Source organism: Arthrobacter sp. TmT3-37 (assembly GCF_054510835.1).
This window is the reverse complement of the sequence record NZ_JBTNDU010000003.1, coordinates 75382-95269: the sequence shown is the minus strand read 5'-3', so window position 1 is coordinate 95269 and position 19888 is coordinate 75382. Positions and strand designations below refer to the sequence as shown.

The 19888-nt window shown below is 69.1% G+C and carries 17 protein-coding genes; 9 read left to right on the top strand and 8 right to left on the bottom strand.

All coding sequences use genetic code 11. The annotated features are described in order from the left end of the window. Window positions 1–17: 17 nt before the first annotated feature. The 4 genes from ACX80U_RS05450 (at window position 18) to ACX80U_RS05435 (ending at window position 3021) form a co-directional block, all read left to right on the top strand. Window positions 18–380: a hypothetical protein gene (locus ACX80U_RS05450; protein ID WP_459267683.1), complete on the top strand. Its 363-nt coding sequence runs from the start codon at window positions 18–20 to the stop codon at window positions 378–380. A gap of 69 nt (window positions 381–449) precedes the next feature. Next, window positions 450–1196 (top strand): lipoyl(octanoyl) transferase LipB, encoded by a 747-nt coding sequence (gene lipB, locus ACX80U_RS05445; RefSeq protein WP_459267682.1) that lies wholly within the window; start codon window positions 450–452, stop codon window positions 1194–1196. Continuing rightward, window positions 1193–2194, top strand: coding sequence for a lipoyl synthase (lipA, locus tag ACX80U_RS05440; RefSeq protein WP_459267681.1), 1002 nt, complete (start codon window positions 1193–1195; stop codon window positions 2192–2194). The genes lipB and lipA overlap by 4 nt, the downstream gene beginning before the upstream one ends. Before the next feature lie 74 nt (window positions 2195–2268). After that, entirely contained in the window at window positions 2269–3021 is a 753-nt protein-coding gene (locus ACX80U_RS05435; protein WP_208740932.1) for a DUF4191 domain-containing protein, read from the top strand. 81 nt (window positions 3022–3102) lie between these two features. Here the strand turns inward: ACX80U_RS05435 and ACX80U_RS05430 are convergent, their stop codons facing one another. Further along, the gene (locus ACX80U_RS05430) at window positions 3103–3540 is read right to left on the bottom strand and encodes an RDD family protein (protein WP_133081678.1); all 438 of its coding nucleotides are present in this window, start codon (window positions 3538–3540) and stop codon (window positions 3103–3105) included. Window positions 3541–3801: 261 nt separating this feature from the next. On the opposite strand from ACX80U_RS05430, the gene glnA (ACX80U_RS05425) reads away from it, so the two are divergent. Next, window positions 3802–5226 (top strand): type I glutamate--ammonia ligase, encoded by a 1425-nt coding sequence (gene glnA / locus ACX80U_RS05425; RefSeq protein ID WP_133081677.1) that lies wholly within the window; start codon window positions 3802–3804, stop codon window positions 5224–5226. A gap of 74 nt (window positions 5227–5300) precedes the next feature. Here glnA (ACX80U_RS05425) and ACX80U_RS05420 read toward each other — a convergent pair whose 3' ends face one another. Together ACX80U_RS05420 and glnA (ACX80U_RS05415) are read right to left on the bottom strand one after the other, a co-directional pair. After that, the gene (locus tag ACX80U_RS05420) at window positions 5301–8309 is read right to left on the bottom strand and encodes a bifunctional [glutamine synthetase] adenylyltransferase/[glutamine synthetase]-adenylyl-L-tyrosine phosphorylase (protein ID WP_459267680.1); all 3009 of its coding nucleotides are present in this window, start codon (window positions 8307–8309) and stop codon (window positions 5301–5303) included. Between the two features lie 29 nt (window positions 8310–8338). Then, on the bottom strand, window positions 8339–9679 hold the full coding sequence (glnA, locus tag ACX80U_RS05415) for a type I glutamate--ammonia ligase (protein WP_133081675.1): 1341 nt from the start codon (window positions 9677–9679) through the stop codon (window positions 8339–8341). 289 nt (window positions 9680–9968) lie between these two features. Here glnA (ACX80U_RS05415) and panB point away from each other — a divergent pair, with 289 nt between their 5' ends. Continuing rightward, window positions 9969–10847: a 3-methyl-2-oxobutanoate hydroxymethyltransferase gene (gene panB / locus ACX80U_RS05410; protein ID WP_459267679.1), complete on the top strand. Its 879-nt coding sequence runs from the start codon at window positions 9969–9971 to the stop codon at window positions 10845–10847. A 21-nt stretch (window positions 10848–10868) separates the two neighbouring features. Here the strand turns inward: panB and ACX80U_RS05405 are convergent, their stop codons facing one another. Next, the gene (locus ACX80U_RS05405; RefSeq protein WP_133081673.1) at window positions 10869–11030 is read right to left on the bottom strand and encodes an SPOR domain-containing protein; all 162 of its coding nucleotides are present in this window, start codon (window positions 11028–11030) and stop codon (window positions 10869–10871) included. 98 nt (window positions 11031–11128) lie between these two features. Here ACX80U_RS05405 and map point away from each other — a divergent pair, with 98 nt between their 5' ends. Both map and ppgK read left to right on the top strand, forming a co-directional pair. Continuing rightward, the gene (map, locus tag ACX80U_RS05400) at window positions 11129–12007 is read left to right on the top strand and encodes a type I methionyl aminopeptidase (RefSeq protein ID WP_208740924.1); all 879 of its coding nucleotides are present in this window, start codon (window positions 11129–11131) and stop codon (window positions 12005–12007) included. Window positions 12008–12089: 82 nt separating this feature from the next. After that, a complete protein-coding gene (gene ppgK, locus ACX80U_RS05395; RefSeq protein ID WP_133081671.1) occupies window positions 12090–12902 on the top strand; it encodes a polyphosphate--glucose phosphotransferase in 813 nt (270 codons plus the stop codon). Between the two features lie 131 nt (window positions 12903–13033). Here the strand turns inward: ppgK and nrdR are convergent, their stop codons facing one another. The 3 genes from nrdR to ACX80U_RS05380 all read right to left on the bottom strand — a co-directional run bounded on the left by nrdR (window position 13034) and on the right by ACX80U_RS05380 (window position 15602). Beyond that, on the bottom strand, window positions 13034–13531 hold the full coding sequence (gene nrdR / locus ACX80U_RS05390; RefSeq protein WP_133081670.1) for a transcriptional regulator NrdR: 498 nt from the start codon (window positions 13529–13531) through the stop codon (window positions 13034–13036). 110 nt (window positions 13532–13641) lie between these two features. Further along, window positions 13642–15012 carry a histidinol dehydrogenase gene (gene hisD / locus ACX80U_RS05385; RefSeq protein WP_459267678.1) on the bottom strand — a complete coding sequence of 457 codons (1371 nt, stop codon included), beginning with the start codon at window positions 15010–15012 and terminating at the stop codon, window positions 13642–13644. Between the two features lie 62 nt (window positions 15013–15074). Next, a complete protein-coding gene (locus tag ACX80U_RS05380) occupies window positions 15075–15602 on the bottom strand; it encodes a hypothetical protein (protein WP_133081669.1) in 528 nt (175 codons plus the stop codon). 135 nt (window positions 15603–15737) lie between these two features. Here ACX80U_RS05380 and ACX80U_RS05375 point away from each other — a divergent pair, with 135 nt between their 5' ends. Next, on the top strand, window positions 15738–16265 hold the full coding sequence (locus ACX80U_RS05375) for a flavin reductase family protein (RefSeq protein ID WP_244186205.1): 528 nt from the start codon (window positions 15738–15740) through the stop codon (window positions 16263–16265). Between the two features lie 58 nt (window positions 16266–16323). On the opposite strand, the gene dnaE is transcribed toward ACX80U_RS05375, so the two are convergent. After that, the gene (dnaE, locus tag ACX80U_RS05370) at window positions 16324–19863 is read right to left on the bottom strand and encodes a DNA polymerase III subunit alpha (RefSeq protein ID WP_459267677.1); all 3540 of its coding nucleotides are present in this window, start codon (window positions 19861–19863) and stop codon (window positions 16324–16326) included. Between the last annotated feature and the right edge of the window lie 25 nt (window positions 19864–19888).

Genomic DNA, 19888 nt, shown 5'->3' with positions numbered 1-19888 from the left:
CCGAAGGCAGGTAGGTCATGATTCCCTCACCAGCGGATCCGGTCGGCTCCTGGCGGACGTTCGACGACGCGGTCGCACTCACGTTCGACGCCACCGGCGGTGAGTCCCAGCCCTCCTGTCTGCACTGGCGCGGGTCGGCCTGGCACGTCGTGGACGGGTGCGTGCACTGGTCCACCTGGCGCGCGCTGCCGGTGGCTCCGTCGCCGTCGCAGGGGACTGCTCCGACGCGCGGCCTCAGGGCCGACTTCTGGCGTTTCCGCGCGCAGACGAGCGGGTTCTCCCCCGTCCTCCACTTCGAGGTGCGGCGCGCCGAACGGGAGTGGCGGCTCGTGCGGCTCCGCGCGACGTTCGAACTGCCGGAGAAGGGAACGGAGGGCTGATCGACCCCGACGCGGCCACCGCGGAGCAGGACGGCGCGATGTGTCGGTCCACCGGACTACCCTTGCTTCATGACTCTCGTACTGTCGCGCGTCGGACTCGCTCCGGACTACATCGAGTACACGGACGGCTGGGACCGGCAGAAGGCCCTTCACGCGCAGGTCGTGGACGGCACCGAACCCAGCACGGTCCTGCTCCTCGAGCACACGCCCGTCTACACCGCGGGCAAGCGGACGGAGGACCACGAGCGACCGTTCGACGGCACACCCGTGGTCCCGGTGGATCGCGGCGGGAAACTCACCTGGCACGGACCGGGGCAGCTCGTGGGGTACCCGATCCTCGCGCTGCGGGATCCGGCCCGCGTGGCCGAGTACGTCCACATCCTCGAGGAGGTCATCATCACCTCGCTCCTCCACTTCGGCATCGACGGCATCAGGATCGAGGGTCGCTCGGGAGTATGGCTGGCGGCGACGGACGAGCGACCCGCCCGGAAGATCGCGGCGATCGGCATCCGGGTGAAGGACCGCGTCACGATGCACGGTTTCGCGGTCAACTGCAGCAACGACCTCGCGCCGTTCCAGCAGATCGTCCCCTGCGGGATCAGCGACGCCGGCGTCACCTCCATCTCGGCCGAATGCGGCAGGACCGTCACTCCCGCGGAGATCGTTTCGCTAATAGAGGCCGGACTGCGTAACAATGAGGCGGTGCTGGTGGGCGAGGACGACACCGACGCACCCCGTATCGGCACTGCCGACGCCGCCGACACGCGCGCGGCCGGCCCCTCCCGGAACACCCCGTCAGAAGGAGCTTTACTGTGAGCCTTGCACCCGAGGGTCGCCGCCTGCTGCGCATCGAGGCGCGCAATGCCGAGACGCCGGTGGAGCGCAAGCCGGACTGGATCAAGGCGAAAGTCAACATCGGTCCCGAATTCGTCGCGATGAAGAACCTCGTGAAGAAGGAGGGGCTGCACACCGTGTGCGAGGAGGCGGGGTGCCCCAACATCTTCGAGTGCTGGGAGGACCGCGAGGCCACCTTCCTCATCGGAGGGTCCGAGTGCACCAGGCGGTGCGACTTCTGCCAGATCGACACCGGCAAACCGCAGCCACTCGACCGCAGTGAGCCCTTCAAAGTCGCACAGTCGGTGCGGTCCATGAACCTGCGCTACGCGACCGTCACGGGCGTGGCGCGTGACGACCTGCCCGACGAGGGGGTCTGGCTGTACGCCGAGACCATCCGGCAGATCCACAGCATGAACCCCGGCACGGGCGTGGAGATCCTCATCCCGGACTTCTCCGGTCGGCCCGAGCACATCGCGGCCATCTGCGATGCCGCCCCCGAGGTCTTCGCACACAATGTGGAGACCGTGCCGCGCATCTTCAAGCGCATCCGGCCGGCGTTCCGCTACGAGCGCTCGCTCGATGTCATCACGCAGGGACGCGACCGCGGCATGGTGACGAAGTCCAACCTGATCCTCGGCATGGGCGAGACGCGGCAGGAGATCTCCGAGGCGCTGCGCGACCTCCATGCCGCGGGCTGCGACCTCATCACGATCACGCAGTACCTGCGCCCCAGCGAACGCCACCTCCCCGTCGACCGGTGGGTCAAGCCCGGCGAGTTCGTCGAGCTGAGCCAGGAGGCCGAGGAGATCGGTTTCCTCGGCGTCATGAGCGGCCCCCTTGTCCGCTCCTCCTACCGTGCGGGCCGTCTCTGGGCCCGCGCCATGCGCAGGAAGGGGCTCGAACTGCCGGCCGAACTCGCCCACCTCGACGAGTCGGGCTCCGCCTCGCAGGAAGCCTCCTCGCTCCTCGCCGGCTGACGCGACTCCCACCCGCCGCCACGGGGTGCCTGCTCAGTCGGCACTTCCCGGCCATCCCGTAGAATCGAAGAACTATGTCGCACACGATCGATCCTTCAGGCTCACCCACGCCCAAACGCCGTCTTTTCTCCCGCAAGCCGAAGGCGGAGAAGGGGCCGAAGAAGACCGGGCGGATGAAGCAGATCGTCGAGGTCTTCAAGATGACGCGGCGCAACGACCCCAGCGCCGTCTGGTTCATGCTGCTCGCCTTCGTCGGCATCATCGCGGTGGGCCTGCTGATCGGCCTGCTGATCGACAACATCATCACCCTCATGATCATCGCGATCCCGCTCGCGTTCCTCGCGGCGATCTTCATCCTCTCCCGCAGGGCCGAACGTGCTGCGTTCTCGCAGATCGAGGGCAAGCCCGGCGCTGCCGGTGCAGCGCTGAGCGTCCTGCGCCGCGGATGGATCCTGCAGGAGCAGCCGGTCGCCGTGAACCCCCGCACACAGGACGCGGTGTTCCGGGTCATCGGCCGGCCGGGGGTCATCCTCGTGTCGGAGGGGCCCTCCACCCGGGTGAAGCAGCTGGTCGACGGCGAGAAGCGCAGGATGGCGCGGATCATCCCGAACGTCCCGGTGCACGTCATCGAGACGGGGCGCGGCGACCGCCAGGTCCCTCTCGCCAAGGTCCCGAAGGCCGTGCAGAAGCTGAAGAAGACGCTGACGAAGCAGGAGGTCCACGCCGTCGACAAGCGACTGAGCGCGCTGGGCACCAAGATGCCGATCCCGAAGGGCGTCGATCCCTTCAAGGCCCGCCCGGACCGCAAGGCGATGCGGGGACGCTGAGTCCCGCACCCGATCCTGATGAAGAGAGCCCCTCCCGCCGGCAGCGGGAGGGGCTCTCTCTGTGAGGTCGGGACGACGTCCTCAGATGCGGAACAGGCCGGTGTTGCGGACGCGGTCGTGGAGTCCGCGCTGGTCGCTGTCGATGACGAGCGCCGGGATGACGAGGCACAGCAGGACGCTGCGGATGAGCGCCGTCAGGTAGCCGGCGGGTCGGCCGTCGAGCGTCTGGACCTGCATCCGCAGCAGCCGGTGCCCGATGCTGTAGCCGAAGAAGCCGACGAACAGGACCTGCTCCACGAGGAAGATGTACAGCGTCGCGAAGCCGTCGTAGCCGAAGAACGCGGCCGACAGCAGCGAGCAGAGGATCCAGTCGATGAGCAGCGCACCGGCTCTCGGGCCGAAGCGGGCGATGGACCCCGGACCCGACTCCGGCCGTCCGAGCCGCTGCCCGGGCCACTGCTGGTTGCCGGACGGCGACGGACCTTCCATCCATGAGCCGATGTCGTTTCTGTTCACCACCGTTCCAGCCTACCCGCGGACCGGGTGGAGGGGTCCGCATTATGCCTCCGCCTCCGCGGAGGCGCTAGGGTGGGAGGCGCAGTTCCCCTTCTGTAACGTCCCGGAAACAATGACGACACCAGCGAGAAACTGCCCGCTCCTACAGTTGGAACGAGTCGGCGGCAGCGTTCCATCCTGCCAGAGCTCGTGACATCCCGTGCGGTGCAGGGACACGCGCTGGCGCCGGGTCATCACCCAGCCATGCGTTAGGAGCATGATTCGATGTTTAAGAATGCGGACGAGGTCCTCAAGTTCATCGCCGACGAAGACATCAGGTTCGTCGATGTCCGGTTCACCGACCTCCCCGGAGTGCAGCAGCACTTCAACGTTCCCGCCAAGTCGGTCGACGCGGACTTCTTCATCCACGGCCAGCTCTTCGACGGCTCCTCCATCCGCGGGTTCCAGGGCATCGCGGAATCCGACATGCAGCTCATCCCGGATGTGACGACGGCGTTCATCGACCCGTTCCGCACCGAGAAGACCCTCGCGCTGAACTTCTCCATCGTCAATCCGCGCACCGGCGATCCCTACCACCGCGATCCCCGCAGCGTGGCCGAACGCGCCGAGGCCTACCTCTCCTCGACCGGCATCGCGGACACGGCGTTCTTCGCCCCCGAGGCCGAGTTCTTCATCTTCGACAACGTGCAGTACGAGTCCTCCCCGCAGGGCAGCTTCTACAAGGTGGACTCCATCGAGGCGCCCTGGAACAGCGGCCGTGAGGAGGTCGGCGGCAACCTGGGCAACAAGACGCCGTTCAAGGGCGGCTACTTCCCGGTCTCCCCCGTCGACAAGCAGGCCGACCTCCGCGACGCCATCTGCGTGGAGCTGGACAAGGCCGGCCTCGAGGTCGAACGCTCGCACCACGAGGTGGGCGGCGCCGGCCAGGCCGAGATCAACTACAAGTTCACGACCATGACGCACGCTGCGGACGACCTGCAGAAGTTCAAGTACATCGTCAAGAACGTCTCCAACGCCTGGGGCAAGACGGCCACCTTCATGCCGAAGCCGATCTTCGGTGACAACGGGTCCGGCATGCACTGCCACCAGTCCCTGTGGAGCGACGGTCAGCCGCTGTTCTACGACGAGCGCGGCTACGCCGGCCTCTCGGACACGGCCCGCTGGTACATCGGCGGCCTGCTGAAGCACGCCTCCGCCGTCCTCGCCTTCACGAACCCGACGGTCAACTCCTACCGCCGCCTGGTCAAGGGCTTCGAGGCCCCCGTCAACATGGTCTACTCGCAGGGCAACCGCTCCGCCGGTATCCGCATCCCGATCACGGGCTCGAACCCGAAGGCGAAGCGGATCGAGTTCCGCGCGCCGGACCCCTCCTCGAACCCGTACCTGGCCTTCGCCGCGCAGCTCATGGCAGGCCTCGACGGCATCAAGAACCGCATCGAGCCCGCCGATCCGATCGACAAGGACCTCTACGAGCTCCCGGCCGAGGAAGCGAAGGACATCCAGAAGGCCCCCGGCTCGCTCGAGGAGGCCCTGCTGGCCCTCGAGGCGGACAACGAGTTCCTGCAGGCCGGCGACGTCTTCACGCAGGACCTGATCGACACCTGGATCGAGTACAAGCGCGAGATGGAGATCAAGCCGCTCTCGCTGCGCCCGAACCCCTACGAGTTCGAGCTCTACTACGGCGTCTAGCAGCACCCGCACCGACGACGACGGCGGCTCCCCGACAGCGGGGGGCCGCCGTCGTCGTCTCCCCGGCCGGCTGCCTAGTACCCGTAGAAGTGCCGCTCGAACACGGCCCTGCTGCGCCGCGTGAGCCGCAGGTAGTCCTCCTCCAGCTCCGATCCGCTCCCCGGGCCGTACCCGCACCATCGAGCCACGGCCTCGAGGTCCCGACGCGACGACGGCAGCAGGTCCGAGCCGCGCCCGCTCCAGATGACGTTCGCGGCACGGATCCGTGTCGCGAGGGTCCAGCTGTCGCGCAGCAGCCCGACGTCCTCCGACGGGAGCAGTCCCTCGTCGCCGAGGGCGTCGAGGGCGGCGAGGGTCGACTGGACCCGCAGGGCCGGAACGGCGTGGGCGTGCTGCAGTTGGAGGAGCTGCACGAGCCATTCGACGTCGCTGAGGGCGCCACGGCCCAGCTTGAGGTGACGGGACGGGTCGGCGCCGCGCGGGAGCCGCTCGGACTCCACGCGCGCCTTGATGCGCCGGATCTCCCGGACACCGGTCTCGCCGAGGTCCTGCGGGTACCGCACGGGATCGATCAGCGCGAGGAACTCGGCGGCCAGGTCGTCGTCGCCCGCGAGCGGCCGCGCCCGCAGCAGCGCCTGCGCCTCCCAGACGAGGGACCACCGGCGGTAGTACTCCCGGTAGGAGGAGATGGAGCGCACCATCGCGCCCTGCTTGCCCTCCGGCCGCAGTGCGGTGTCGATCTCGAGGACCCGTTCGGCGAGGACGGGCGGTTTGCACGGCTGGGTCAGCAGCGCGGCGAGGCGGGCGACGACAGCCTCGGCCTGCTTCTGTGCTGCCGCCTCGTCGGCCCCGGGCAGCGGGCGGTGGACATAGATGACGTCGGCGTCCGACCCGTAGGTGATCTCCCGCCCGCCCTGGCGTCCCATGGCCATGACGACGACGTGGGTGAGCTGCTCCTCCTGCCCGAACACCTGGTTCTCGGCCACGTGCAGGGCGCCGAGGATGGCGGCGCGGTCGGCGTCGGCGAGGGCCTCCCCCACCTCTGGCTGTGACAGGAGGTTGGAGCTGTCCGCGATCGCGATGCGGAGCAGTTCGCGGCGGCGGATGAGCCGGATCAGCCGGATGGCCTCGTTCGGCGCAGGATGCCGCGACATCTTCGACCGGATCTCCTGCCACTGGGTGTCGAAGGTGTCGGGGACCAGTTCGGCGTCGGACCCGAGCCACTTCGTCGACTCCGGCGAGACCTCCAGCAGGTCGGTGATGAAGCGGCTGCTGGACAGGACGGCGCAGAGCCGCTCGGCCGCCGCGTTGGAGTCGCGCAGCATGCCGAGGTACCAGTGGCTCTCGCCGAGGGACTCGCTGAGCCGCCGGAATCCGAGCAGGCCGGCATCGGGATCGACCCCGTCGGCGAACCAGGCCAGGAGGATGGGCAGCAGCTGCTTCTGCAGCATCGCCCGTCGACGCAGGCCACCGGTCAGCGCCTCGATGTGGCGCATGGCGCCGCGCGGGTCCTGGTAGCCCAGGGCAGCCAGGCGGGCCTGGGCGGCCTCGGCCGTGAGCTGGACGTCCTCGGGCTGCAGTGTCGCCGCGTTGTTGAGCAGGGGCCGGTAGAAGATCGATTCGTGGAGGCGCTTGACGAGCTTCCTCGTCCGCTGCCATTTGTCGTGGAGGCTCTGCGCGCTGGGCCGCACCGTGACCATGCATCCCTCGGAGGACCGGGCGAGGGCGCGGAGGGCTGTCTCGTCCTCCGGCATGAGGTGAGTCCGGCGCATCTGCATGAGCTGGATCCGATGCTCGAGGACCCGCAGGTACCGGTAGGCGTCGTCGAGGTCCAGCGCGTCCGAGCGCCCGATGTACCCTCCCGCGCTCAGCGCGCCGATCGCGGAGACGGTGTCCCTGGCCCTCAGCGACTCGTCGAGCCGGCCGTGCACGAGCTGGAGCAGCTGGACGGTGAACTCGACGTCGCGCAGGCCTCCCGGTCCGAGCTTGAGCTGGCGGGCCTCCTCGTCGCGGGGGATGTTGTCGGTCACCCGGCGCCGCATGGCCCGGACGGCCTCCACGAATCCCTCGCGCTGGGACGACGCCCAGACGAAGGGGGCTATCGCCTCCTCGTACCGCCGGCCCAGCTCCGGGTCGCCGGCCGCGGCCCGGGCCTTCAGGAGTGCCTGGAACTCCCAGGTCTTCGCCCACCGCTGGTAGTAGGACACGTGGGACTGCAGCGTGCGTACGAGCTGCCCGTCCTTGCCCTCGGGCCGGAGGTTCGCGTCCACCTCCCAGAGTGCCGGTTCGGTGCCCGGGGAGTAGACGCCGCGGGACATCCCGGAGGCCAGGCCGGTGCCGATCCTCGTGAGCGTCGAGTCGTCGAGGTCCTCGCCCTCGGCGACGTAGACGACGTCGACGTCGGAGATGTAGTTGAGCTCGCGGGCACCGCACTTCCCCATCGCGATGACCGCGAGCTTCACGCGGGCGACGGTGTCGGCACCGTAGACCTCGCCGAGGTCGGTGCGGGCGACGGCGAGGGAGGCCTCGAGGGCGGCGGTGGCGAGGTCGGCGAGCTCGCGGGCGACGACGGGCAGGTAGTCGACGGGGGCGCAGTGGCAGAGGTCCCGCACCGCGAGGTCCGTGAGGTGGCGCCGGTACGCCATCCTGAGCCTGCGGTACGCCTCGATCCCGCCGACCCCCGCCACGGGATTGGCCTCGGCCGGATCCGCGTCGACCGAGGAAAGCAGCGCGGCCCGGAGCTCCTCCTGCGTGACCACCGGGAGGACCGCAGGAGCGGGCCGGACGACGTCGAGGTGCCGGGGGTGCCGCATGAGGAACTCGCCGAGGGCCTCGGAGGCTCCGAGCAGGCGGAAGAGGGGCGCGCGCCTGCCCTGGTCCGAGAAGGCCGCACCCACCGCCCTGCGGTCGACGGCCAGGAGCCGCACGAAGGACTGCAGCGCGAGGTCCGGATCGGCTGACACGGCCAGCCCGGCGAACAGGTCGTCGTCGTTGAGTCCCTGCAGCTCAGGAGCGCCGAGGAACCTGCGGCTCTTCTCGAGGTCCGTGAAGCCGTAGCTGATCAGCTTGCGGTTGAGGCTCATGCGCCAACACTAGCCAAGCCGCGGGCGGCCTAGAGGATGTTGAGGTTGCGGCGTAGCTCGTACGGGGTCACCTGGATCCGGTAGTCGTGCCACTCCGCGCGCTTGTTCCGCAGGAAGTTCTCGAACACCTGCTCCCCGAGGATGTCGGCGACGAGCTCCGAATCCTCCATGACGCGGATCGCGTCGTGCAGGCTCGCGGGCAGCGGGTCGTGTCCCATCGCGCGGCGCTCCGCCGCGGTCAGGCTCCACACGTCGTCCTCGGCGGCGGGCGGGAGTTCGTACCCCTCCTCGATGCCCTTGAGCCCTGCGCCGAGCAGCACGGAGTAGGCGAGGTAGGGATTGCTCGCCGAGTCGATGCCCCGGTACTCGATGCGCGCGGACTGCCCCTTGTTGGGCTTGTACAGCGGTACGCGCACCAGGGCGGAGCGGTTGTTGTGGCCCCACGAGAGGTAGCTCGGAGCCTCGCCACCGCCCCAGAGCCGCTTGAAGGAGTTGACGAACTGGTTGGTCACGGCCGTGAACTCCGGGGCATGGCGCAGGATGCCCGCGATGAACTGGCGGGCGGTCTGCGAGAGCTGGAACTCCGCGCCCGCCTCGTAGAAGGCGTTGGTGTCGCCCTCGAACAGGGAGAAGTGGGTGTGCATGCCCGAGCCCGGATGTTCCGAGAAGGGCTTGGGCATGAACGTCGCGTAGCTGCCGGAGGTGAGCGCCACCTCCTTGATGATCGTGCGAAACGTCATGATGTTGTCCGCGGTCTGCAGCGCGTCGGCGTAGCGTAGGTCGATCTCGTTCTGCCCCGGCCCGGCCTCGTGGTGGCTGAACTCGACGGAGATGCCCACGGACTCGAGCATCGCCACGGCGGTGCGGCGGAAGTCCTGGGCCACGCCGCCGGGGACGTGGTCGAAGTAGCCGGCGGAGTCCACCGGGACGGGCTGCCCGTCGGGGCCGAGTTCCGCGGACTTGAGCAGGTAGAACTCGATCTCCGGGTGGGTGTAGCAGGTGAACCCCATGTCCGCGGCCTTCGCCAGGGTCTTCTTGAGGACTCCCCGCGGGTCGGCGGTGGAGGGCTGCCCGTCCGGCGTCAGGATGTCGCAGAACATGCGCGACGTCTGCTCCTTGTCGCCGCGCCAGGGCAGGATCTGGAAGGTCGACGGGTCGGGCTGGGCCAGCATGTCCGACTCGTAGACACGGGCCAGGCCCTCGATCGAGGACCCGTCGAAACCGAGGCCCTCCTCGAAGGCGCCCTCCACTTCCGCGGGGGCGAGGGCGACGGACTTCAGCGAGCCGACCACGTCGGTGAACCACAGGCGTACGTAGCGCACGTCGCGCTCCTCGATCGTCCGCAGTACGAACTCCTGCTGCCGGTCCATGACCACCCTCATTCCTTGTCTCGTTCCCCGGGCCGCCCCGTCGGGGCAGCGGGCTGTCCATGCCCGACGTCGCTCACGTCGGCGCGCCGCGGCGGCGGTACCTCGTGCCGCCGGGCACGCGTGCGCCTACCGTCCTCACTCTACTGACCTGCGCGGGCGGCGACGGCTCCGCCCATTCTGGCGTGCCGAGATTAACGCGCGGTTACACGGTGCTCAGGTACGGTCCGCCCCGCCCGGGACGGACGGGTCACGGCCGGGAGGCGGGGCCGTGGTCCGCTAGTCTCGTGGCATGACTTCCGCCGAATTGCCAGCCCCCTACGGAGGGGGAGCAGCCGCGCCGTCGACCCCGGGGACCGCGGGCGGGTCGAAACGGCCGGGCCGGGTCCGGATCCATCATCTGCAGCAGGCCAAGGACCAGGGCGCGCGCTTCGCCATGCTGACGGCGTACGACCAGTACGCCGCGCAGGTGTTCGACGAGGCCGGGATCGAGGTGCTCCTCGTGGGCGACTCGGCCGCGAACAACGTCCTGGGCCACGCCACCACGCTGCCGATCACCCTCGACGAGATGATCCTGTTCAGCCGCGCCGTGAGCAGGGCCACGACACGCGCCCTTGTCGTGGCGGACCTGCCCTTCGGCAGTTACGAGGTGTCCCCCCAGCAGGCCGTCGAATCCTCCGTCCGCCTCCTGAAGGAGGGCCTCGTCCACGCCGTGAAGATGGAGGGCGGCGCGGACTACGCGGACACGGTGCGCGCCCTCGTCCGGGCGGGCATCCCGGTGATGGCCCACATCGGCTTCACCCCGCAGAGCGAGCATGCACTCGGCGGCTACCGGGTCCAGGGCCGCGGGGACGCCTCCCGCCGCATCGTCGACGACGCCGTCGCCCTCGCGGACGCCGGAGCGTTCTGCGTGCTGATGGAGATGGTGCCGGCGGAGACGGCGGACGCCGTCGACGCGGCCGTGCGCGTCCCGACGATCGGCATCGGCGCCGGCGCCGGCACGACGGGCCAGGTACTGGTCTGGCAGGACATGGCCGGGCTGCGCGGCGGCCGGCAGGCGACGTTCGTCAAGCAGTACGCGGACCTGCGGACCGTCCTCTCGGATGCCGCCAGGGCGTACGCGGACGAGGTCCGGGCCGGCACGTTCCCCGGCCCGGAGCACACCTTCTAGCGGCGTCCGGAGGCGAGGGCCTCAGTCGTCGTCCCGGTCCCACGCGTCGTTGCGCTGCTGGACCTTCTCGAGGGCCTTCTCCGCCTCGGCCCTCGTGGCGTACGGCCCGATCAGCTGGGACCAATCCGACTGCCGGTCCTCCTCCACCTCGTGCGTGCGCACGTTGAACCAGTACTCCGTCACGTCGACCTCCTAGATCCAGGGCAGGGGCGATGTCACCCGGTGATCCGGCCGACGGCCCCCTCGGGGAGGCCGACCCGGCCCGCTATAGGATCAAGGGTATGCCCCAGTCCTCCGCCACCGCTCCCGTCGGGACCCTGACCCCCGGCACCGTCTCGCCGCAGCGCCCCGTCCCCTCCGGCATCGCCCGCCCCGAGTACGTGGGCCGCACGGCGCCCGCCCCCTTCACCGGATCCGAGGTCAAGACGCCCGAGACCATCGAGAAGATCCGCATCGCAGCGCGGATCGCCGCGCAGGCCATCGTGGAGGTGGGCCGAGCGGCGAAGCCCGGCGTGACCACCGACCAGCTGGACCGCGTCGGCCACGAGTTCCTCCTCGACCACGGGGCCTACCCGTCCACGCTGGGCTACCGCGGCTTCCCGAAGTCGCTGTGCTCATCGCTGAACGAGGTCATCTGCCACGGCATCCCGGACTCGACCGTGATCGAGGACGGCGACATCCTCAACATCGACATCACGGCTTACAAGGACGGCGTCCACGGGGACACCAACTACACGTTCTGCATCGGCGACGTGGACGAGGAGTCCCGCCTCCTCGTCGAACGGACCGAGGAATCCCTGAACCGGGCGATCCGTGCGGTCGCGCCGGGGCGCGAGATCAATGTCATAGGACGCGCCATCGAGTCCTACGCGAAGCGCTTCGGTTATGGTGTTGTCCGTGACTTCACCGGGCACGGCGTCGGAGAAGCGTTCCACACGGGCCTGATCATCCCGCACTACGACGCCGCCCCCGCCCACAACCGCGTCATCGAGCCGGGGATGGTCTTCACCATCGAACCGATGCTGACGCTCGGGACCATCGACTGGACCATGTGGGCGGACGACTGGACCGTCGTCACGAAGGACCGGAAGAGGACAGCGCAGTTCGAGCACACACTCGTTGTCACCGACCGCGGCGCGGAGATCCTGACCCTGCCCTAGCGCAGCCACCCCGCGGACCCCTGCCCGTACGCTGCAGTACCCTCATCCCGGCTCGCGCCGGTCCACCCTTCAACGGAGAATCATGGCCAAGGACACCGACAAGAAGAAATCGAAGAAGCTCCCCGCGACCGTCATCGGCGTCGACATCGGCGGCACCGGCATCAAGGGCGGCATCGTCGACCTCGAGAAGGGCGTGATCGTCGGTGAGCGCTACCGCATCCCGACGCCGAAGCCCTCCACGCCCGAGGCCGTCGCCGACGTGGTCGCCCAGATCGTCGCGGAGCTGTCCTCCCGGCCCGAGGGACCGGGAGCCGACGTGCCCGTCGGTGTCACCTTCCCGGCCATCATCCAGCACGGTGTTGCGCGGTCCGCGGCGAACGTGGACAAGAGCTGGGTCGATACCGACGTCGACGCCCTGTTCACCCGGGTGCTCGGCCGGGACGTGCACGTGATCAACGACGCCGACGCCGCCGGGCTCGCCGAGGTCCGCTACGGAGCCGGCAAGGGGAAGCTGGGCACCGTCCTGGTCATCACCCTCGGCACGGGCATCGGATCGGCGTTCATCTTCGACGGCAGGCTGGTGCCCAACGCCGAACTCGGCCACCTGGAGATCGACGGGCACGACGCGGAGACGAAGGCATCAGCGGTGGCCCGTGAGCGTGACGGCATCGGCTGGGACGAGTACGCCGTCCGCCTGCAGCGCTACTTCTCGCACGTCGAGTTCCTCTTCTCCCCCGAACTGTTCATCGTCGGCGGCGGCATCTCGAAGCGGAGCAGCGAATACCTGCCGGCGCTGCAGCTGCGCACGCCGATCATCCCGGCACAGCTCAAGAACCACGCAGGGATCGTGGGCGGGGCGCTGCAGGCCGCCCTGCTCTTCAGCCCGACGGTCTGACCCCGTCACAGCAGGAGCCCGGTACGGATCCGTACCGGGCTCCTGCTGTCTGTCCTGCCCCTCCGGGCGGACGTGGAACCGGTGGTGACGTCGGCTTCCCCTCCGCAGCCACCACCGGGGTCTTCGGTGCGCTATTGCGCTGTCAACGGCCGTTGCGCCCCGGAGGGGACGCGCTCGTTGTCCTTCGCCTGCTCGCGGAGGGTCTCGATGGCATCCTCGAAGTCCTCGAGCGACTCGAAGCCCTGGTACACGCTGGCGAACCGCAGGTATGCGATCTGGTCGAGCTTCCGCAGGGGTTTCAGGATCGCCAGTCCCACCTCGTGCGCATCGATCTCGGCGACGCCGCTGGCACGGACGTTCTCCTCGACCTCCTGGGCGAGGAGCGCCAGGTCGTCCTCCGTGACGGGCCTGCCCTGGCAGGCCTTCCGCACGCCGTTGATGATCTTCATCCGGCTGAACGGCTCCCCCGCACCCGAGCGCTTGATCACGCTGAGGCTCGTGGTCTCCACGGTGCTGAAGCGGCGGCCGCACTGGGGGCACTGGCGGCGGCGGCGGATGGCCGACCCGTCGTCCCCGAGGCGGCTGTCGACCACGCGGGAGTCGGGGTTGCGGCAGTACGGACAGTACACGGCTTCCCCTCCCGCTCGATGATGGTCGTCCTGCCCATTTTAGGACTAGATGTGGTGAAACAACAATCCTGTAATTACCACATGTAGTGCTGGAGGAGCGATCCGGGGCTTCAGGAGCCGGCCGTCGGGAAGCGCGCCGTGACCGCCTCGCCGTGCGCGGGCAGGTTCTCCGCGGCCGACAGCGCCACGATCGACGTCGCCACCTCCCGCAGCGCCTCGCGGTCGTAGTCGACGAGCTGCACGGCACGCAGGAACGTCGTGACGTTCAGGCCGGACGCGAAGGCCGCGGTCCCGCCCGTCGGCAGGACGTGGTTGGACCCCGCGCAGTAGTCCCCGAGGCTGACCGGGCTGTAGCTGCCGATGAAGACGGCGCCCGCACTCCGGATCCGTCCCGCCACGGCTCTGGCATCAGCGGTCTGGATCTCGAGGTGCTCCGCGGCATAGGCGTCGCAGACGGCGATGCCGTGGTCCATGTCGTCGACGAGGACCACGCCGGACTGCGGCCCCGAGAGGGCCGTGCGGACCCGCTCGGCGTGGCGCGTCCGGGCGACCCGGGACCGGAGGGCCTCGACGACGGCGGCCGCGAGCTGCTCGGAATCCGTGACCAGGACGGACGCGGCCTGCGGATCGTGTTCGGCCTGGCTCACGAGGTCCGCTGCCACGAGGTCGGCGTCGGCCGTCGCATCGGCGAGGACCGCGATCTCCGTGGTCCCTGCCTCCGAGTCGATACCGACCCGCCCGCGGACCAGGCGTTTGGCCGTGGCGACGAAGACGTTGCCGGGTCCGGTGATGACGTCGACCGGCTCGATGGCCGGCTGCGCGGAGCCATCCGCCGTCCCCGCGATCCCGTAGGCCAGGGCGGCCACGGCCTGGGCCCCGCCGATCGCATACACCTCGGTGATGCCGAGCATGGACGCCGCGGCGAGGATGACCGGGTGGGGCCAGCCGCCGAACTCCTTCTGCGGGGGTGAGGCGAGGGCGATCGACCCGACGCCGGCTGCCTGCGCCGGCACCACGTTCATCACCACCGACGACGGGTAGACAGCCAGCCCGCCCGGGACGTACAGGCCCACACGGTGGACCGGGATCCACTTGTGCGTGAGGCGGGCGCCGGGCGCGACCTCGACCTCGACGTCCGTGGGGACCTGGGCGGACGCGAAGATGCGCGCACGCCGGATGGCCTCCTCCAGCGCCGTCCGCACCTCGGGGTCGAGCCCCGCGACTGCCGCCCCGATGACCTCGGCCGGCACGCGCGGGTGCTCCTGCTCCACGCCGTCGAACCGTCGTGCGAGGTCCCGGAGGGCGTCGACGCCCCGCGCGCGGACGTCGTCGATGATGGCCTGGACGGCTGCCTCCGACGAGTGGGCGCTGGCGGCAGCGCGTGGCATGGCCCGCTTGAGCTCACCCGGCGACAGCGCCCGCCCGCGCAGGTCGATGGTGCGGAAGCCGACGGTCGGGAAGCTGCTGGGCGCTGGATTCACCCTGAGAGTCTACCGGGACCCCGGGCGGAGCTGCTGCGGATCGGGCGGGGACGCCGCCGAGGTCAGGACCGCCGGCGCGCCAGGCCGATCAGGGCCGTGGCGAAGATGATGAGGGCGGCGACGGCCGGCCAGATCAGGAGGGCGCCGTAGGACTGGAGGACGAAATCGGACCCGGGCAGCTCGGCACGCCCGTGGGGTCCGAACAGAAAGGCGAGACCCTCGCCGACCGCGAGTGCGAGGACGGATCCGAGGATCGACCCTCCGACGGCGGCCACGATACGCGCCACCACTCCCGGCAGCCCGAGCCGCAGGGCGACGACGGTCCCCACGGCGATACCGGCCACGAACTCCAGACCGGCGAGGGTGAGATCGCGGAGTAGCCACTGGTCCGCCGACGCCGGATCGCCGAAGAGCCGCCCCGTGGGGGCGAGGAGCCACCAGCCCGCGCCGACGACCGCACCGAGCAGGATCGTCGAACCGAGCCACCAGAACACGCCCGCCGGCGGCACCGAGCGCCGGTCCTCTGCCACCGCATAGACCGGAGGCGGATAGTTGCTTGATCCGGTGTCCGGCTCCTCGTCAGCGCGCATGACTTCTACATTAACAAACCACTCCCCGCCCCGGGCACGCGCCTAGTGTGGGGGTGGCAGCGTGAACAGCCGTCCGCCTCGGACCGGCCCATCCGCACCGCGTTGTCCACCGCCGTCGATCCCCGGAGGAACCACGTGAACAACCCCAGCACCGCGCCGGCAGGCCTGCAGTCCGCCGAACTCCACGGCGAGTCGTTCCGCGAGGTCTTCCGCCGCCATGCCGCCGGCGTGGCCATCATCACGGCGACCTACGACGGCGTCCCCTACGGTTTCACCGCCACGTCCGTCGCGTCGCTGTCCGCCGAGCCGCCGCGGTTCTCCTTCAACATGGCCCGCACGTCCTCCTCGTGGCCCGCCGTCGCGAACACGAACTTCGTGGGGGTCCACATGCTCAGCACGGAGAACGAAGGCCTGGCCAACCGCTTCGCCCGTACCAAGGACCGGTTCACCGGTGACCACTGGGAGGCCGGGACCGAGGGCGTGCCGATCCTCAAGGACGTCGCCGGGTGGCTCGTCGGCCGCATCAGCATGCGCCTCTCCTTCGAGAACAACGCGGTCGTCGTCGCCGAGGTGATCGCCGGGAACATCGGACCCGACGGCGCTCCCCTGCTCTACCACGGCGGCAGTTACGGTACGCCGACGGCCACCGACTACGTCATCTAGGCGTCCTGCCCGCGCCGTCCGGTACTTCCAGTGAGCGCCGGACGACCCGCATGCGGGATCAGGCGTCCAGGCAGGCAGGTCCCAGCAGCACCTTCAGGTCGCCGAAGAGCCCCGGCGTCGGATTGACCCGCAGGTCGACGCCGAGCTTCATCACCTCGACCTTGCGGGACCCGCTGAGCCTGATCAGGACCTCGCTCGTGCCCGGGTGCGTCCTCAGCACGTCGCCGAGCGCGGTGACCGCGGTCTCCGTGGCCTTGTGCTGCAGCATGGAGATCACCACGGGACCCGAGTGGCCCTCGCTGAGGTCAGGCACCGTCAGTTCCTGCGCGTTGAGCATCACGGCGCCGTCGTCCCGGCGCTGCAGCCGACCCCGGACCACCACGATGAGGTCCTCCGCCAGCACGGCCGAGATGGGCCCGTACACCTGGCCGAAGAACATGACCTCCATGGATCCGGCGAGGTCCTCGACCTCCGCCCGCGCATACGCGTTGCCGCTGTTCTTCGCGATCCTGCGCTGCAGGGACGTGATCATGCCGGCGATCGTGACGATCGCCCCGTCCGCCGGACCCTCCTCGCTGATGATCGACGGGATCGACGAGTCGGCGTGCTGGCCGAGGATGCCCTCGAGCCCCTGCAGGGGGTGGTCCGAGACGTAGAGGCCGAGCATGTCGCGCTCGAAGGCCAGCTTGTCCTTCTTGTCCCACTCGGGCAGGTCCGGCACCTCGACGGACAGGCCGCCAACGGAGCCCCCGGCGTCGTCGAACGCGCTGAAGAGGTCGAACTGGTTCGCCGCCTCGTTGCGCTTGAGGACGATCACCGAGTCCACGGCCTCCTCGTGGATCATCGCGAGGGCGCGCCGTGGATGGCGGAGCGAGTCGAACGCGCCGGCCTTGATGAGCGATTCGATGGTGCGCTTGTTGCAGACGACGGCGGGCACCTTCTGCAGGAAGTCGCTGAAGGACGTGAAGGCGCCCTTCTCCTCACGGGCACCGACCATGGCGCCGACGACGTTCGCGCCGACGTTGCGGATGGCACCCATGCCGAAGCGGATGTCCTTGCCCACCGGGGTGAAGTTGACGCTGGACTCGTTGACGTCCGGCGGCAGGACGGTGATGCCCATGCGGCGGCACTCGTTGAGGTAGATGGCCAGCTTGTCCTTGTCGTCACCGACGCTGGTGAGCAGTGCCGCCATGTACTCCGCGGGGTAGTGCGCCTTGAGGTAGGCCGTCCAGTAGGACACGAGCCCGTAGGCCGCGGTGTGCGCCTTGTTGAAGGCGTAGTCGGAGAAGGACTCCAGCACGGTCCAGAGCTTGTCCATCGCCGCCTGGGAGTAGCCGTTGGACTTCATGCCGGCGAAGAAGTCGGCCTGCTGCTTGTCCAGCTCGGACTTCTTCTTCTTGCCCATGGCGCGGCGGAGCATGTCCGCCTGGCCGAGCGTGAAGTTCGCCAGTTTCTGCGCGGCCGACATGACCTGCTCCTGGTACACGATCAGGCCGTACGTCCCGCCGAGGATCTCCTCGAGCGGTCCCTCGAGTTCGGGGTGGATCGGCTCGATGTCCTGCAGGCCGTTCTTGCGCAGCGCGTAGTTCGTGTGCGAGTTCACCCCCATGGGTCCCGGCCGGTACAGGGCCAGGACGGCGGAGATGTCCTCGAAGTTGTCGGGGCGCATGAGCTTCAGCAGGGACCGCATGGGGCCGCCGTCGAGCTGGAAGACGCCCAGGGTGTCCCCGCGCGCCAGGAGCTCGTAGGACTCCTTGTCATCGAGCTCGAGGTCCTCGAGGACGAGGTCCACGCCCTTGTTCGCCGTGATGTTCTCGACGGCGTCCGTGATGATCGTCAGGTTCCTCAGGCCGAGGAAGTCCATCTTGATCAGTCCGAGCCCCTCGCACGTGGGGTAGTCGAACTGGGTGATGATCTGGCCGTCCTGCTCACGGCGCATGATCGGGATGATGTCGATCAGGGGGTCGGAGGACATGATGACGCCCGCCGCGTGCACGCCCCACTGCCGCTTCAGCCCCTCGAGGCCGAGGGCGGTCTCGAAGACCTTCGCCGAGTCGGCGTCGGACTTGAGGAGCTCCCGCAGCTCCTCCGCCTCGGAGAAGCGCTTGGCGTCCTTGTTGTGGACGTCCGCGAGGGCGAGGCCCTTGCCCATGACGTCCGGCGGCATGGCCTTGGTGAGGCGCTCCCCCGTGGAGAACGGGTAGCCCATGACCCGGGAGGAGTCCTTGAGGGCCTGCTTGGCCTTGATGGTGCCGTACGTGACGATCATGGCCACGCGCTCGTCGCCGTACTTCTCCGTCACGTAGCGGATGACCTCGGAGCGGCGCCGATCATCGAAGTCGACGTCGAAGTCGGGCATGGAGACGCGCTCGGGGTTCAGGAACCGCTCGAAGATGAGGCCGTGCTTGAGGGGGTCGAGGTCGGTGATGCGCATGGCGTACGCCACCATGGAGCCCGCACCGGAACCTCGGCCCGGACCCACCCGGATGCCGTTGTTCTTGGCCCAGTTGATGAAGTCGGCCACCACGAGGAAGTACCCCGGGAAGCCCATCTGGGTGATGACGCCGACCTCGAACTCCGCCTGCTTGCGGACGTCGTCGGGCACGCCGGCCGGGTAGCGGTACTGCAGCCCGGTCTCGACCTCCTTGACGAACCAGGACTGCTCGTTCTCGCCCTCGGGGACCGGGAACCGCGGCATGTAGTTGGCCTTGGTGTTGAAGTCGACGTCGCACCGCTCGGCGATGAGCAGCGTGTTGTCGCAGGCATCGGGGAAGTCCCGGAAGATCGCCCGCATCTCGGCCGGCGACTTGAGGTAGAACTCGTCGGCATCGAACTTGAACCGCTTGGGGTCGGCGAGGGTTGATCCCGACTGCACGCAGAGCAGCGCCGCGTGGGCCTTGGAGTCCTCGGCGTGGGTGTAATGGAGGTCATTGGTGGCGACGAGCGGCAGGCCGAGCTCCCGGGCGAGCTTGATCAGGTCCGCCTTGACGTTGCGCTCGATGTCCAGCCCGTGGTCCATCAGTTCGCAGAAGTAGTTCTCGGCGCCGAAGATGTCGCGGAAGTCCGAGGCCGCCTGCTTCGCCTCGTCGTACAGGCCGAGGCGGAGCTTCGTCTGCACCTCGCCGGAGGGGCAGCCCGTGGTCGCGATGAGGCCCTTGCCGTAGGTCTGGAGGAGGTCGCGGTCCATGCGGGGCTTGTACAGGTAGCCCTCGAGGGAGGCGAGCGACGACATCCGGAACAGGTTGTGCATGCCCTCGGTGGTCTTGGACCACAGAGTCATGTGCGTGTACGCTCCGGCGCCCGAGACGTCGTCGCGCCCGCCGCCGCCCCACTGTACGCGCGTGCGGTCGTTGCGCGCGGTCCCCGGCGTGAGGTATGCCTCGACGCCGATGATGGGCTTGATTCCGGCGCTCTTCGCCTTGCTCCAGAAGTCGAAGGCGCCGAAGACGAACCCGTGGTCCGTCGTGGCGAGGGCGCTCATCCCGAGCTCCTCGGTGTGGCTGAACAGGTCCGTCAGGCGGGCCGCGCCGTCGAGCATCGAGTACTCGGTGTGGTTGTGGAGATGGACGAACGAGTCGGTCGATGCAGGAGTAGCCACCCGCCAAGTCTAGTGCTCCGGGACC